We start from the raw sequence: 13,927 nt of genomic DNA on the forward strand, positions 1-13,927 counted from the left end.
AAAATCGCGATCCCGATTGTAAGCCTGCGAGCCGCATCCGGCCCAGCACGGCTCAATCGAGACGTTCGGTAAAACGTGACGTGATCGGATAGCGCCAGTCGCGCCCGAATGCGCGATGCGTGACGCGGATGCCGATCGGCGCCTGACGGCGCTTGTATTCGTTGATCTTGATGAGCCGCGTCACGCGTTCGACATCGGCCTGCGCATGGCCGGCCGCGACGATCTCGGCGAGCGGCCGGTCTTCTTCCATGTACATCCGCATGATCGCGTCGAGCACGTCGTACGGCGGCAGGCTGTCCTGGTCGGTCTGGTTCTCGCGCAGCTCGGCCGACGGCGCGCGCGTCAGGATCCGCTCGGGAATCACGTCGCGCAGCCCATAGTCGGTCGCTTCGTTGCGATAGCGGCAGAGCCGGTACACGAGCGTCTTCGCGATGTCCTTGATCACTGCGAAACCGCCGGCCATGTCGCCGTACAGCGTGCAGTAGCCAACGGCCATCTCGCTCTTGTTGCCGGTCGTCAGCACGATCGAGCCGAACTTGTTCGACAGCGCCATCAGCAGCGTGCCGCGGATGCGCGCCTGGATGTTCTCCTCGGTCGCGTCTTCCGCGCGGCCCGCGAACTCGCCGGCGAGCGATGCGCGGAACGCGTCGAACATCGGCGCGATCGCGATCTCGTCGTAGCGCACGCCAACGCGCCGCGCCATCTCCGCCGCGTCGGTGGTCGAGATGCCGGCCGTGAAGCGCGACGGCATCATCACCGCGCGCACGCGCTCGGGCCCGAGCGCATCGCACGCGACGGCCAGCACCAGCGCCGAATCGACGCCGCCCGACAACCCGATCAGCACGCCGGGAAAGCCGTTCTTGCCGATGTAGTCGCGCACGCCGGTCACGAGCGCGCGGTACACCTGCGCATCCGTCGACAGCGCGGGCGCGATCGCGCCGGGCAGCGGCCGCGCGCCGTCGAATTCGACGATCGCATGGCCTTCGTCGAACTGCGGCATCTTCGCGACGAGCGCGCCCTGCGCGTCGAGCACGAACGAACCGCCGTCGAACACGAGTTCGTCCTGGCCGCCGACGAGGTTCACGTACACCATCGGCAGCCCGGTCTCGCGGATCCGCGCGCGCAGGATGTCGATGCGCACCGCTTCCTTGTTCATGTGGTACGGCGAACCGTTCGGGATCAGCAGCACCTGAGCGCCGGCCGCTTTCGCGATCTGCGCGGCCGATGCATGCCACGCGTCCTCGCAGATGATCACGCCGTATTTCACGCCGTTCAGCTCGAACACGAGCGGCTCGGCGTCCGTCGCGAAATAGCGCTTCTCGTCGAACACCTCGGCGTTCGGCAGATCCTGCTTGCGGTAGGTGCCGACGATCTCGCCGCCGACGATCAGCGACACGGCATTGAAGGTATCGGTCGGCGGCACGCCGCGCTCAATCGGGCGGTTTGCATTACCATCGACGGCTGGCGCGCGCGCATCGCCGCCCGCCCCGCGCACCGGATGGCCGACCAGCACCGCGAGCCCGTCGAACGCCTTCAGCGCGTCGGCCAGGGCGTCGAGCGCAACGGCCGCCGCCGCGTAGAACGCGGGGCGCAGCAGCAGGTCTTCCGGCGGATAGCCGGACAGCGCGAGTTCGGGCGCGACCATCAGCTGCGCACCATCGTTGTGCGCGGCGCGCGCGGCCGCGACGATCCGCGCGACGTTGCCGGCGAAATCGCCGACGGTGACGTTGATCTGGGCGAGTGCGAGTCGGGTCTTCATGGCGGGATCGGCGCAGCCCGGCGGCGCGCCCTGAACGGCTGACGAAATCGACCCGGACGCGGGCCATGGCGGCACGCATCCGGCAACATCCAACGGTACGGATTCACGCTTGAAACACGAACGCATCGATTATCGCACGGGCATCCTGTCGTCCCCCGCGGAGGTGCCGGCCGACGAATGGAACGCGCTGCTCGCCCGCGACGCGCAGCCGACGCCGTTCCTGCGCCACGAATTCCTCGACGCCCTGCACGTCGCGCGCTGCGCGGTCGACGATACCGGCTGGTCGCCGCACTTCGTCACGCTGACCGACGAGCGCACCGGCCGCCTGGCGGCCGCGGCCCCCGTCTACGCGAAGCAGCATTCGTACGGCGAATACGTGTTCGACTGGGCGTGGGCCGACGCGTACCAGCGCAACGACCTGCCCTACTACCCGAAGCTGCTGTGCGCGGTGCCGTTCACGCCCGTGCAGGGCACGCGGCTGCTCGCGGCTAACGACGACGCGCGCCGCCGGCTCGCGGCCACGCTGCTCGCGTTCGCCGAGCAGAGCGACGTGTCGTCGCTGCACGTGCTGTTCCCGACCGGCGACGAAGCGCGGCTCCTCGAATCGATGGGGATGATGCTGCGCGAAGGCGTGCAATTCCACTGGCTCAACGACGGCTACCGCCACTTCGACGATTTCCTCGGCACGCTCGAGCAGAAGAAGCGCAAGAACATCCGCGCGGAGCGGCGCAAGGTGCACGACGCAGGCGTGACGTTCCGGCGGCTGACCGGCGATCGAATCACCGACGCCGACTGGCGCTTCTTCTCGCGCTGCTACCGGCAGACCTACCGCGAGCACTATTCGAGCCCGTACCTGAACCTCGAATTCTTCCGCACGATCGGCGCGACGATGCCCGAGAACCTGCTGCTCGTGATCGCGGAAGCCGACGGCCAGCCGATCGCGAGCGCGCTCGCCGTGTACCGGCGCGGCGAGCATGGCGGCGGCACGCTGTACGGCCGCTACTGGGGGGCGATCGAGCACGTGCCCTGCCTGCATTTCGAAACGGCCTACTACCAGTTGCTCGAATTCTGCATCGAGGCCGGGCTCGATACGTTCGAAGGCGGCGCGCAGGGCGAACACAAGCTCGCGCGCGGTTTCCTGCCGACCGTCACGCACTCGGCGCACTGGCTCGCGCACCCGGCATTTTCCGATGCGGTCGCGCGCTTTCTCGAACGCGAGACCGAGCATATCCACGCGTACGTCGACGAGCTGCGCGAACACGATCCGTTCCGGCGCGGCAGCGAGTAGCGTCGGCAAGCGCATCGGCCTGCGGCGCGGCCACGACCGGCCCCGCCGCAGGCCGCGCGCCCGGCTCCGGTTCAGCGTGCGGCGAGCGTCACCGCCTGCGACAGCGCCTGCGGATCGCGCGACGACGCGGCCGCCGACAGCGTGTAGCTGCCCGCGCCGATCCGCCACGCGTGCGCATTCGCATCCCAGACCGCGAAGCGCTGCGCCGGCACCGCGACGCTGACCGTGCGCGCCTCGCCCGGCTGCAGCGCGACCTTGGTCCAGCCGACGAGCCGCTTCGGCGGCTCGCCAAGCGACGCAGGCAGCGCCGCGTAGATCTGCACCGTCTGCGCACCGGCCCGCGCGCCCGTGTTCGTCACCGTCACGCCGACCGTCACGTTGCCCGACGCATCGGCCCGTGCAGACATCGCCGACAACCCATACGTCGTGTACGACAGCCCGTAGCCGAACGGGAACAGCGGCTCGATCGCCTTCGCGTCGAACCAGCGATAGCCGTACGCGAGACCTTCCGCATAGACGGTCTGCGTGCGCGACGGATCGATCGTCGGCTGCGGCAGGTCGGCTTCCTGCTTCGGGAACGTCAGCGGCAACCGGCCCGACGGGTTCGCGTCGCCGAACAGCAGGTCGGCGATCGCCTGGCCGCCCTGCGCGCCCGGATACCACGCGTCGAGCACGCCGTGCACGTTCGCGAGCCACGGCATCAGCACGGGGCTGCCGTTCTCGAGCACGACGATCACGCGCTTCGCCTTCGCCGCGACGGCCGCGATCAGCGCGTTCTGGTCGTATTGCTGGTTGTACGGATCGGCCTTCGCATCGGGCAGCGACAGGCTCGCGAGATCGAGCCCTTCCGTCTGCCACTGCGTCGCGAACACGATCGCGACATCGGCCTGCGCGGCGGCGGTCGCCGCGGCATTCGCGTCGGTCCCGTCGAGATAGCTGACCGATGCGCTCGGCGCCTTCGCGCGGATCGCCGCGAGCGGCGCGGACTTGTACCAGGTCGCGCAACCGCCGAACAACGTGTCGGCCGGTTGCTGGCAGGTCGTCACCGCATTGCCGTCGATCGCCGGCACCGCGCCCGAGCCGCCGCCCGACAATACGCCCGCGTCCGCATGACCGCCGATCACGACGATCGACTTGAGCGCACCGGCCGCGAGCGGCAACACCGGCTGCGCATCGCCCGATGCGGCCGCGTTCTTCAGCAGCACCGCCGATTGCCGCGCGATCGCGAGCGCATCGGCATTGCCGGCGGCCTCGTCGATCGCGCCGCCTGCCTTCGGCGGCGCATCCATCACGCCGATGCGGATCAGCGTGCGCAGCTTGCGCTGCACCATGTCGTTCAGCCGCGCGGCCGACACGCTGCCGGCCTGCAGCGCCGCGCGCAGCTTCGAATTGAAGTACGAGCCGAGCGGCGCGTTGTTGTCGTCCGCCGCGCCCGGCTGTTCCTCGTCGAGCCCGGCCTGCACGGCCGCGACGGTCGAATGCGTCGCACCCCAGTCCGACTGCACGACGCCCTTGAAACCCCATTCGTTCTTCAGCACCGTGGTCAGCAGATACGGGTTCTCGCACGCATACACGCCGTTCAGCTTGTTGTACGAGCACATCACGCTACCCGGCTGGCCGTCCTTCACGCCGATCTCGAACGCGAGCAGTTCGGCCTCGCGCATGGTCCGCTCGTCGACGACCGAATCGATCGTCATCCGGTTGGTTTCCTGGTCGTTGAACGCGAAATGCTTGATCGTCGCGATCACCTTCTGCGCCTGCGTCCCCTGCGTGCGCGCGGCGCTCAGCGTGCCCGCGAGCACCGGATCCTCGCCCATGTATTCGAACGTGCGGCCGTTGCGCGGCTCGCGCGCGAGGTTCACGCCGCCGCCGAGCCCTTCCGCGAAACCGAGCGCGCGCAGTTCGAGTGCGATGCGCGTGCCGTAGGTGCCCGCGAGCGCCGGATCCCACGTCGCCGCGAGCGCGACCGGCGCCGGCAGCGCGGTCACGCGCGCATTCTTCACGTTCACGCCGCCCGCCGAATCGGCGCTGCTGACCGCCGGAATGCCGAGCCGCGGCACGCCCGGGATGTAGCTTGCGCCGTTCAGCGCGTCGGCCGGGAACGGGCCGCCCAGATCGAGCGCCGGCATGCCCGTGCCGTGCACGAGCTGCAGCTTCTCGTCGGTCGTCAGTTGCGCGACGAGCGCGGCCGCGCGCTGGTCGGCCGCCACATCGGGATCGGCCGGCGCGGTCGGGCCCGCGTGGATGTCGTCGCCGCCGCACGACGCGAGCAGCACCGTGAGCGCGCACGCAGACGCAATCGTCGAACACCGGAACAGCGAAGTTTTCATTGATCCTCCAGAATCGTTCTGTTGTACTTGTGGCTTAACTCCAGCGTCCGAGTCTAAAAATTGACCGGTCACCACGCTTGACCGGCAGGAGCATGCGTTGACCTCTCGCAGCGGGGACAAACCCGAACGGCATGACGACAGGGAGACAGACATGGAGTTGCAACAGAAATCGGTATCCGTCCGGATCTACCGCTGGCTGTGCGAAGACGCGCGCGCGAACGGCATCGATCTCGCACCGCTGTATGACACGCTCGGCATCGGGCCGGCCGAACTCGCCGACGACACGCGCCGCATCGCGGGCGACCGGCACGTCGCCGCGATGCAGCTCACGAACGAATGGCCGCTGTCGTGGTATCGGCCGCCGCCGCAGGTCGTGCCGTGGCTCGTGCCGTTCCCGGAGCTCGCAGGCATCACGTGCAACGCGGCGACGCTGCGCGATGCGCTGCGCGGCTACCTGCGCTATCGCGAGCTGATCGGCAACGTCGACTGGGTGTTCGCGCACGAGAACGGCGACGCGATCGCGCTCGAATACGTGAACGAAGGCGACGGCCGGCACGCGGGCAGCGCGTTCGCGAACCTCACGATCCTCGCGGCGCTTGCGCGCCTTTACGATCCGCGCGTAGGCATCGGCGATGCCGAATTCGCCGGCCGCGCATTCGCACCGGCCGCCGCGCTGCGCGACATGCTCGGCGCGCCAATGTCGTTCGATGCCGCGCACAACCGCATCGTGCTGCGCTCCGCGCACTTCGACACGCCGTTCGAGCGCTACAACGCGCCGCTCGCCGGCATCCAGCGTCATGCGGCCGACGCCGCACGCGAACGTGTGCGCGTGCGCTCGACGTTCGGCTCGTCGGTCGAGCAGTGCGTGCGCGACTGGCTGCGCACCGCCGACGAAGCCGATGCACCGACCGACACGCTGATGCAGCATGCGTGCTCGCGCTTCGCGATGTCGCGCTGGACGCTGCGTCGGCGGCTGCATCGCGAGGCCGTGGGTTTTCATGCGCTCGTCGCGCAGGCCCGGCTCGGCGAGGCGCGCGACCTGTTGCTGAATACGCAGTTGCCGATCGGCGAGATCGGCGTGCGCGTCGGCTTCCGTTCGACGAGCGCGTTCACGCGCTTCTTCACGCGCGAACTCGGCGCGGCGCCGAGCCGCTTCCGCGACGGACACGGCGAACGGTGGCGTTGACACGCGCTTTTTCTGAGACACTGGCGGCTTCGCACACCGCCGCCCTGCCATGTCCTGGTTTCTGTATCTGATCGAATGTGCCGACGACAGCGTCTACACGGGCATCACGACCGACGTTGCCGCGCGTTTCGACGAACACGCGTCCGGCAAGGGCGCGCGCTACACGCGCTCGCGCAAGCCGCGTGCGGTGCTCGCGTCGTTTCCGCTGCCCGACCGGTCGAGCGCGTCGCGTGCGGAGTACTGGGTAAAACGGCTCACGCCCGCACAGAAGCGCGAGCTGGCGACCGGTTTGCGAACGCTCGAATCGGTGTTGCCCGTCGTGGCGACGCTCGATGAAAGCAGTGACGCGCCCGGCTTGCCGATGCGCACGCGCGGGCGGAAGAAGGCGAAGACAGACAACATCGACGGCGCGGCGAAAGCAGCTGAAACGGAGCCGGTTGCCGTGAAGACGGGAAAGACCGTCAAGGCCGCGAAGACACCCGAACCGGCCAGGAAGCCGAAGACAGCAAAAACCACCGCGGCTGCGAAACGCGTGAAGACAGACGGAAATGCAGTCGGGAAAAAGACCTCGTCGCGCGACAAGCCGGTAAAAAAGGCCAGGCCGGCCACACCGCCGTCGTCGAAAAAGAAAGCGCCGGCCGCCGCCGGCAAGCCCATTGCGAACGGACACGACAATGCGGCTTCCGCACCGGCCCGTCGCCGATCGTCCAGCACGAAAGCCGCCGAAGCCCCCGCAGCCTCCGTTACCCCTCGCCGAGCCGAACGTGCGGAAACCGCCCCGCCCGCTGCCACACCCGCACGCAAGAAACCCGCGCGCACAAAACAAAACCGCGCGGCCTCCTGAGGAGACACGCGCGGTTTGCGTTCGGTACGAACCGGCCGTCGGCCGGTACGCCGCTTACTTCTTGTAGTTCGCTGCGCCGTCGGTGATTTCCTTGTGCGCGGCTTCGATGCCGGCCCAGCCTTCGACCTTCACCCACTTGCCCTTCTCGAGCGCCTTGTATTGCTCGAAGAAGTGCTTGATCTGGTCCTTCAGGTACTCGGGCACGTCGTCGATCGACTTCAGGTTCGCCGTCATCGGGCAGACCTTGTCGTGCGGCACGGCAACCAGCTTCGCGTCGACGCCCGACTCGTCGGTCATCTGCAGCATGCCGAGCACGCGCGAACGCACGATCGAGCCGGCCAGCAGCGGGAACGGCGTGATCACCAGCACGTCGACCGGATCGCCGTCGCCCGACAGCGTCTGCGGGATGTAGCCGTAGTTCACCGGATAGCGCATGCCCGTGCCGATGAAGCGGTCGACGACGAGAAGGCCCAGTTCCTTGTCCGCCTCGTACTTCACCGGGTCGCTTTGCGCGGGAATCTCGATGATCACGTTGAAATCTTGCGGCAGGTCCTTGCCGGCCGGAACATGATTGAAGCTCATGAGCACTCTCTGTAGGTCGATGGGAATTCGGGACAGGGCGCCGCGGCCGATGCACCGGCGCGGGCGTCCCCCAAGGGAATGCGCCATTATAGCCAATCGACCGGTGGCGTCCGGATGACGATCGGCGCGATAATCGTTCCGGATGGGTCGGCTGTCGAACCACCGGCCGCGTTGCATGGAATCGGCGTCGGCGCTGAAGCGCCAACCCTGGTACACGGGAGCAGGCATGGAAGAGGCGAAGCACTTCATCGCGGGCGAATGGACGTTGCCCGCGCAACTGGAAACCATCGCGGTCGTCGATCCTTCCGACGGCCAGCCGTTCGCGACGATCGCGCGCGGCACCGCGCCCGACATCGAGCGCGCGGTCGCCGCGGCCCGCGACGCCTTCGCGGGCCCGTGGGGCGCCAAAAGCGCCGCCGAACGCGGCCGCGTGCTGATGCGGCTGTCGGCGCGCGTGACCGATTCGATCGAGGAACTCGCCGCGATCGAGGCGCGCGACACCGGCAAGCCGCTTAAGCAGGCGCGCGCCGACGCGGCCGCGCTCGCACGCTACTTCGAGTTCTACGCGGGCGCCGCCGACAAGCTGCACGGCGAAACCCTCCCCTACCAGGCCGGCTACACGGTGCTGACGGTGCGCGAGCCGCACGGCGTCACGGGCCACATCGTGCCTTGGAACTACCCGATGCAGATCTTCGGGCGCAGCGTCGGCGCGGCGCTCGCGGCCGGCAACGCATGCGTCGTCAAGCCGGCCGAGGATGCGTGCCTGTCCGTGCTGCGCGTCGCCGAACTCGCCGCCGAAGCCGGGCTGCCGGCCGGCGCGCTCAACATCGTCACCGGCTACGGCCATGAAGCCGGTGCCGCGCTCGCGCGCCATCCGGGCATCGACCACATCTCGTTTACGGGTTCGCCGGCCACCGGCAAGCTGGTCACGCAGATGGCGGCCGAGAACCACGTGCCCGTCACGCTCGAACTCGGCGGCAAGTCGCCGCAGATCGTGTTCGCCGATGCCGATCTCGAAGCGGCGCTGCCCGTGCTCGTGTCGGCGATCGTGCAGAACGGCGGGCAGACCTGCTCGGCCGGCAGCCGCGTGCTGATCGAACGAGCGGTGTACGAGCCGCTCGTCGAGCGCCTCGCCACCGCATTCAACGGGCTGCGCGTCGGCCCGAGCCGCGCCGATCTCGACTGCGGCCCGCTGATCAACGCGAAACAGCAGCAGCGCGTGTGGGATTTCCTGTCCGACGCGCAGCACGACGGCATCCCGATGGCCGCGCACGGCCAGGTCGTCGCCGACGCACCCGAGAGCGGCTTCTACCAGGCGCCCGCGCTGTTGCGCGACGTGCCGCCGTCGCACCGCCTCGCACAGGAAGAAGTGTTCGGCCCCGTGCTCGCCGCGATGCGTTTCATCGACGAAGACGAAGCCGTCGCGCTTGCGAACGGCACGCCATACGGCCTCGTCGCGGGCATCTGGACGCGCGACGGCGCGCGCCAGATGCGGCTCGCACGACGCCTGCGCGCGGGCCAGGTGTTCATCAACAACTATGGCGCGGGCGGTGGCGTCGAGCTGCCGTTCGGCGGCGTCGGCCATTCGGGCCATGGCCGCGAGAAAGGCTTCGAGGCGCTGTACGGATTCACCGCGCTGAAAACGATCGCGATCCGGCACGGCTGAACATGCGGCACGCGGCCGATAGCGCCCGGCCGCATGCCGAAGCACGACGACACTCATCACCAGCACAGGAGACACACCATGCGGTTGAGCGGCAAGACGGCCATCGTCACGGGCGGCGGCTCGGGTTTCGGCGAAGGCATCGCGAAGACGTATGCGCGCGAAGGCGCGAACGTCGTCGTCAACGATCTGAACGGTGCGGCGGCCGAGCGCGTCGCGAGCGAGATCGCGCTCGCGGGCGGCAAGGCGATCGCGGTGGCCGGCGACGTGTCGAAGCAGGACGACTGGCATGCGTTGCTGCAGGCCACGCTCGACGATTTCCACTCGGTGCAGATCGTCGTGAACAACGCGGGCACCACGCACCGCAACAAGCCCGTGCTCGACGTGACGGAAGCCGAGTTCGACCGTGTGTACGCAGTCAACATGAAGAGCCTGTTCTGGTGCGTGCAGACCTTCGTGCCGTATTTCCGCGAACAGGGCGGCGGCGTGTTCGTGAACGTCGCGTCGACGGCCGGCGTGCGGCCGCGCCCGGGCCTCATCTGGTACAACAGTACGAAGGGCGCGATGATCACCGCGAGCAAGTCGCTCGCGGCCGAGCTCGGCGCCGACCGCATCCGCGTGAACTGCATCAATCCCGTGCTCGGCGAGACGGCGCTGATGACCGAGTTCATGGGCTGCGAGGACACGCCCGAGAACCGCCGCCGCTTCCTTGCGACGATCCCGCTCGGCCGCTTCTCGACGCCGCAGGACATCGCGAACGCGGCGCTTTATCTTGCTTCCGACGAAGCCGAATTCATCACCGGCGTCTGCCTCGAAGTCGACGGCGGGCGCTGTATCTAGCGGTATCCCCGTTACCGCGACGTGCCGCGGCCGGCAACCGCAACGACACACGCGCATTGCCTCGCACGACACCGGACTAGGCGCCGATACGCCTTCTCCGGCCAACTACAAGGACAGCGGTGCATGGGATCCAGGTAACCGCTAAAGCGCCAACTTCGATCGACCGCAAAGCATGGGATCCAAGTAAGCGCCAACTTTGATCGACAGGAGACAACATGGCAATATCGACGCAGTCGCTGCCGGGCTCGTCCGGCGCATTCGAGGAAGCAACCTATCGCAAGGTGTCGTGGCGGCTCGTGCCGCTCCTGCTGCTGTGCTACGTGGTCGCGTATCTCGACCGCGTGAACGTCGGGTTCGCGAAGCTGCAGATGGCGAGCGACCTGAACCTGAGCGACACCGTGTACGGGCTCGGCGCCGGGATCTTCTTCTTCGGCTATTTCCTCTTCGAAGTGCCGAGCAACATCATCCTGCACAAGGTCGGCGCGCGCGTGTGGATCGCGCGCATCATGGCGACGTGGGGCGTGATCTCGATCCTGACGATGTTCGTCACGACGCCCGCGATGTTCTACGTGATGCGCTTCCTGCTCGGCGTCGCCGAGGCAGGCTTCTTCCCCGGCGTGATCCTCTACCTCACCTACTGGTATCCCGCGCACCGGCGCGGCCGGATGACGACGTTCTTCATGACGGCCGTCGCGTTGTCCGGCGTGATCGGCGGACCGCTCTCGGGCTTCATCCTGAAGGCGTTCGACGGCATGAGCGGGTGGCACGGCTGGCAATGGCTGTTCCTGCTCGAAGGTATCCCGTCGGTGCTGGTCGGCGTGCTCGTGTTCTTCAAGCTCGACGAGCGAATCGCGAAGGCGAAGTGGCTGACCGACGAGGAAAAGGCGCTGCTCACCCGCAACGTCGACGCGGAGGAAGCGACCAAGGAAGACCTGCCGCTCGGCGCCGTGATGTCGAGCCCGCGCGTGTGGCTGATGGCGCTGATCTATTTCTCGTTCGTGATGGGGCTCTACGGCGTCGGCTTCTGGCTGCCGACGATCATCAAGGCCACCGGCGTGACCGACACGTTCACGATCGGCCTGCTGTCGGCGATTCCCTATGCGGCCGCGGTGGTCGCGATGATCCTGATCGCGCGCAGCGCGGACAAGCGCCGCGAACGCCGCTGGCACCTCGCGATCCCGGCCGCGATCGGCGCGCTCGGGCTCGTGCTGTCGGTCATCTGGGCGCACCAGACCGCGCTCGCGATGCTCGGCCTCACGCTCGCGACGATCGGCATCCTGACGACGCTGCCGCTGTTCTGGAGCCTGCCGACCGCATTCCTCGGCGGCACGGCGGCCGCGGCCGGCATCGCGATGATCAACTCGATCGGCAACCTCGCCGGCTTCCTGAGCCCGTACATGATGGGCTGGCTCAAGCAGGCGACGGGCACCAACAATGCAGGCATGGTCATGCTTGCCGCGTTCCTCGTGCTCGGCGGGCTGCTCGCGCTGTCGGTGCCGAAACGGCTGGTCGACAAGTGACGCGCGGCGCATAGCGGCGCACCGGGCACGCCGGCCGACCGCCGGCTCCCGAAACGCCCCGGCGACCGGAATCCCTCCGGTCGCCGGGGCGTTTTCAATTCCGGACAGGCGCGTCCCGGATCGGGCGGATGCTACGCCGGCTGGATGATGACATCTCTTTCACCAAATTATTCCCTTATTATCCTTTACATATGGAACAATAAAGAACATTTAGGGAATAATTTTCCAACCATGTTCCACACCGTCGAAGACACTGCCGCCCGCCTGCGCGTCCACCCGAAAACCGTCTTGCGGTTCATTCGCGACGGCAAGCTGCGCGCGACGCGGGTCGGCCGCGCGTACCGCATCCTCGACGCCGACCTCGCCGCGTTCGCGCAAACGGAGCCGGCCGCGCCCGTGCCGCGCGCGGTGCGCGTCACCAGCATCGTCGACATTCCGGACGCGTCTCAGTCGCTGCACCAGTACCTGTCGCGCTCGCTGCATGCGATGGCGTCGGGCCGCACGTCGTATGTCGATCCCGTGCGGATCGACGTCACGTTCGACCCCGCTGCAAGCGTGGTCAAGGTCGTCGTCGCCGCGACGCCGGCCGACACGGCGGCGCTGATGTCGTCGCTCGACACGCTGCTGCAGAAAAGCGGGACATGAGCGCGATCTTCCGGTCGCCCCGCCACGCCCGCGCGATTCGCGCCGCGTACGCGGCCGCGCTGTCGCACTGGCCGGCCGGACACCGGCGCGTCACGATACAAACGCGCCAGGGCGCGACGCATGTGATCGCCTGCGGCCCGGAACACGCGCCGCCGGTCGTGCTGATCCACGGCGCGCAGACGACAGCGGCAAGCTGGCAGCATTACGCGGCCGTCTGGTCGACGCACTTCCGGCTCTACGCGATCGACGTGATCGGCGAAGCGGGACCCAGCGCGCCGTCGCGGCCGCCGCTCGCAGGCGACGCGTACGCGCAGTGGCTCGACGACGTGCTGGACGGCCTGCAGGTGTCGCGCGCCGCGTTCGTCGGCATCTCGCTCGGCGCGCGAACGGCGCTCGACTTCGCGCTGCGGCGGCCCGCACGCGTGACGCGGCTCGCGCTGCTCTGCCCGTCCGGCGTCGGCCGGCAGAAGCCGTTTCTGTGGTGGGCGCTGCCGCTGTTGCTGCTCGGCGATGCCGGACGCGCGTGCGTGCGACGGCGCGTGCTCGGCCGGCTGCCGCCCGCGTCGACGGCGGCCGAGCGTGACGGGCTCGCACTGATGCGCGCTGTCGATCGCGGGTTTCGCCCGCGCCTCGAACCGATTCCGGTATTCGACGACGCCACGCTCCGCACGTTGTCCATGCCCGTGCTGGCGATCGTCGGCGGCCGCGACGTGATGCTCGATTCACGCGACACGCGCGATCGCCTGACGCGTCTCGTGCCGCACGCGCAGGTCCGGTTTCTTCCCGGGCAGCCCCACTTCATCCGCGGGCAGCGCGACAACATACTCGCGTTTCTCGCCTCGACGGAAACCCTCGACATGCACCATCGAATCGTTCAGGCAGCCGGCAGCCGTGTGCTGGTCCGCGATCCTTCCGCCGGCCTCGTGCAGCGGGAAAGCGATGCACTCGAACTCGTCGCGCTTGCGCACGAGCACGAAGCCGACTGGATCGCGGTCCCCGCCGACGCGCTGCACGACGACTTCTACCGGCTCGACAGCGGGCTGGCCGGCGCCGTGCTGCAGAAGCTCGTCAACTACGGCGTCCGGCTCGGTGTGGTCGGCGACATCGATCGCCGGCTCACGCACAGCGAAGCGCTGCGCGCGCTCGTTCGCGAGTGCAATCGCGGGACGTCGGTGTGGTTCGTCGCGAGCGAGGACGACCTGCTACGCAGGCTCGGCGCGTAACGGACGAAAAAAAGCCCCGAAGGCCGCTTGGCGTTCGGGGCTTTTTT

Annotated in this window: 11 protein-coding genes; 8 read left to right on the forward strand and 3 right to left on the reverse strand. The window is 68.2% G+C overall.

Annotated elements, in window-relative coordinates; all coding sequences use genetic code 11:
• Positions 1 to 52: 52 nt before the first annotated feature.
• Positions 53 to 1,759 carry an NAD+ synthase gene (locus tag HWX87_RS29885; RefSeq protein ID WP_176050609.1) on the reverse strand — a complete coding sequence of 569 codons (1,707 nt, stop codon included), beginning with the start codon at positions 1,757 to 1,759 and terminating at the stop codon, positions 53 to 55.
• A gap of 109 nt (positions 1,760 to 1,868) precedes the next feature.
• Here HWX87_RS29885 and HWX87_RS29890 point away from each other — a divergent pair, with 109 nt between their 5' ends.
• Positions 1,869 to 3,047 carry a GNAT family N-acetyltransferase gene (locus HWX87_RS29890; RefSeq protein WP_176050610.1) on the forward strand — a complete coding sequence of 393 codons (1,179 nt, stop codon included), beginning with the start codon at positions 1,869 to 1,871 and terminating at the stop codon, positions 3,045 to 3,047.
• A gap of 71 nt (positions 3,048 to 3,118) precedes the next feature.
• Here HWX87_RS29890 and HWX87_RS29895 read toward each other — a convergent pair whose 3' ends face one another.
• Entirely contained in the window at positions 3,119 to 5,377 is a 2,259-nt protein-coding gene (locus HWX87_RS29895; protein ID WP_176050611.1) for a glycoside hydrolase family 3 C-terminal domain-containing protein, read from the reverse strand.
• 151 nt (positions 5,378 to 5,528) lie between these two features.
• Between HWX87_RS29895 and HWX87_RS29900 the strand changes: the two genes are divergently transcribed.
• On the forward strand, positions 5,529 to 6,563 hold the full coding sequence (locus HWX87_RS29900; protein WP_176050612.1) for an AraC family transcriptional regulator: 1,035 nt from the start codon (positions 5,529 to 5,531) through the stop codon (positions 6,561 to 6,563).
• A gap of 49 nt (positions 6,564 to 6,612) precedes the next feature.
• A complete protein-coding gene (locus HWX87_RS29905; RefSeq protein WP_176050613.1) occupies positions 6,613 to 7,407 on the forward strand; it encodes a GIY-YIG nuclease family protein in 795 nt (264 codons plus the stop codon).
• Between the two features lie 54 nt (positions 7,408 to 7,461).
• Here HWX87_RS29905 and ppa read toward each other — a convergent pair whose 3' ends face one another.
• The gene (gene ppa / locus HWX87_RS29910) at positions 7,462 to 7,989 is read right to left on the reverse strand and encodes an inorganic diphosphatase (RefSeq protein WP_011352863.1); all 528 of its coding nucleotides are present in this window, start codon (positions 7,987 to 7,989) and stop codon (positions 7,462 to 7,464) included.
• 226 nt (positions 7,990 to 8,215) lie between these two features.
• Here ppa and HWX87_RS29915 point away from each other — a divergent pair, with 226 nt between their 5' ends.
• From HWX87_RS29915 to HWX87_RS29935, 5 genes are all read left to right on the forward strand, one after another.
• Positions 8,216 to 9,655: an aldehyde dehydrogenase family protein gene (locus HWX87_RS29915; RefSeq protein ID WP_176050715.1), complete on the forward strand. Its 1,440-nt coding sequence runs from the start codon at positions 8,216 to 8,218 to the stop codon at positions 9,653 to 9,655.
• 78 nt (positions 9,656 to 9,733) lie between these two features.
• Positions 9,734 to 10,492 carry an SDR family oxidoreductase gene (locus HWX87_RS29920; RefSeq protein ID WP_176050614.1) on the forward strand — a complete coding sequence of 253 codons (759 nt, stop codon included), beginning with the start codon at positions 9,734 to 9,736 and terminating at the stop codon, positions 10,490 to 10,492.
• Positions 10,493 to 10,707: 215 nt separating this feature from the next.
• The gene (locus tag HWX87_RS29925) at positions 10,708 to 12,012 is read left to right on the forward strand and encodes an MFS transporter (RefSeq protein WP_176050615.1); all 1,305 of its coding nucleotides are present in this window, start codon (positions 10,708 to 10,710) and stop codon (positions 12,010 to 12,012) included.
• A 231-nt stretch (positions 12,013 to 12,243) separates the two neighbouring features.
• Positions 12,244 to 12,657 (forward strand): helix-turn-helix domain-containing protein, encoded by a 414-nt coding sequence (locus tag HWX87_RS29930; protein ID WP_176050616.1) that lies wholly within the window; start codon positions 12,244 to 12,246, stop codon positions 12,655 to 12,657.
• A complete protein-coding gene (locus tag HWX87_RS29935) occupies positions 12,654 to 13,880 on the forward strand; it encodes an alpha/beta fold hydrolase (protein ID WP_176050617.1) in 1,227 nt (408 codons plus the stop codon). The genes HWX87_RS29930 and HWX87_RS29935 overlap by 4 nt, the downstream gene beginning before the upstream one ends.
• The last annotated feature ends 47 nt before the right edge of the window (positions 13,881 to 13,927 follow it).

Source organism: Burkholderia sp. BCC1644, assembly GCF_902833225.1.
GTDB lineage: Bacteria > Pseudomonadota > Gammaproteobacteria > Burkholderiales > Burkholderiaceae > Burkholderia.

Bases quoted from the DNA above. Each gene is read 5' to 3' on its own strand.
- HWX87_RS29935 (WP_176050617.1), top strand. From the start codon at position 12,654: ATGAGCGCGATCTTCCGGTCGCCCCGCCACGCCCGCGCGATTCGCGCC.
- HWX87_RS29905 (WP_176050613.1), top strand. From the start codon at position 6,613: ATGTCCTGGTTTCTGTATCTGATCGAATGTGCCGACGACAGCGTCTAC.
- HWX87_RS29920 (WP_176050614.1), top strand. From the start codon at position 9,734: ATGCGGTTGAGCGGCAAGACGGCCATCGTCACGGGCGGCGGCTCGGGT.
- ppa (WP_011352863.1), bottom strand. From the start codon at position 7,989: ATGAGCTTCAATCATGTTCCGGCCGGCAAGGACCTGCCGCAAGATTTC.
- HWX87_RS29885 (WP_176050609.1), bottom strand. From the start codon at position 1,759: ATGAAGACCCGACTCGCACTCGCCCAGATCAACGTCACCGTCGGCGAT.
- HWX87_RS29915 (WP_176050715.1), top strand. From the start codon at position 8,216: ATGGAAGAGGCGAAGCACTTCATCGCGGGCGAATGGACGTTGCCCGCG.
- HWX87_RS29900 (WP_176050612.1), top strand. From the start codon at position 5,529: ATGGAGTTGCAACAGAAATCGGTATCCGTCCGGATCTACCGCTGGCTG.
- HWX87_RS29930 (WP_176050616.1), top strand. From the start codon at position 12,244: ATGTTCCACACCGTCGAAGACACTGCCGCCCGCCTGCGCGTCCACCCG.
- HWX87_RS29895 (WP_176050611.1), bottom strand. From the start codon at position 5,377: ATGAAAACTTCGCTGTTCCGGTGTTCGACGATTGCGTCTGCGTGCGCG.
- HWX87_RS29925 (WP_176050615.1), top strand. From the start codon at position 10,708: ATGGCAATATCGACGCAGTCGCTGCCGGGCTCGTCCGGCGCATTCGAG.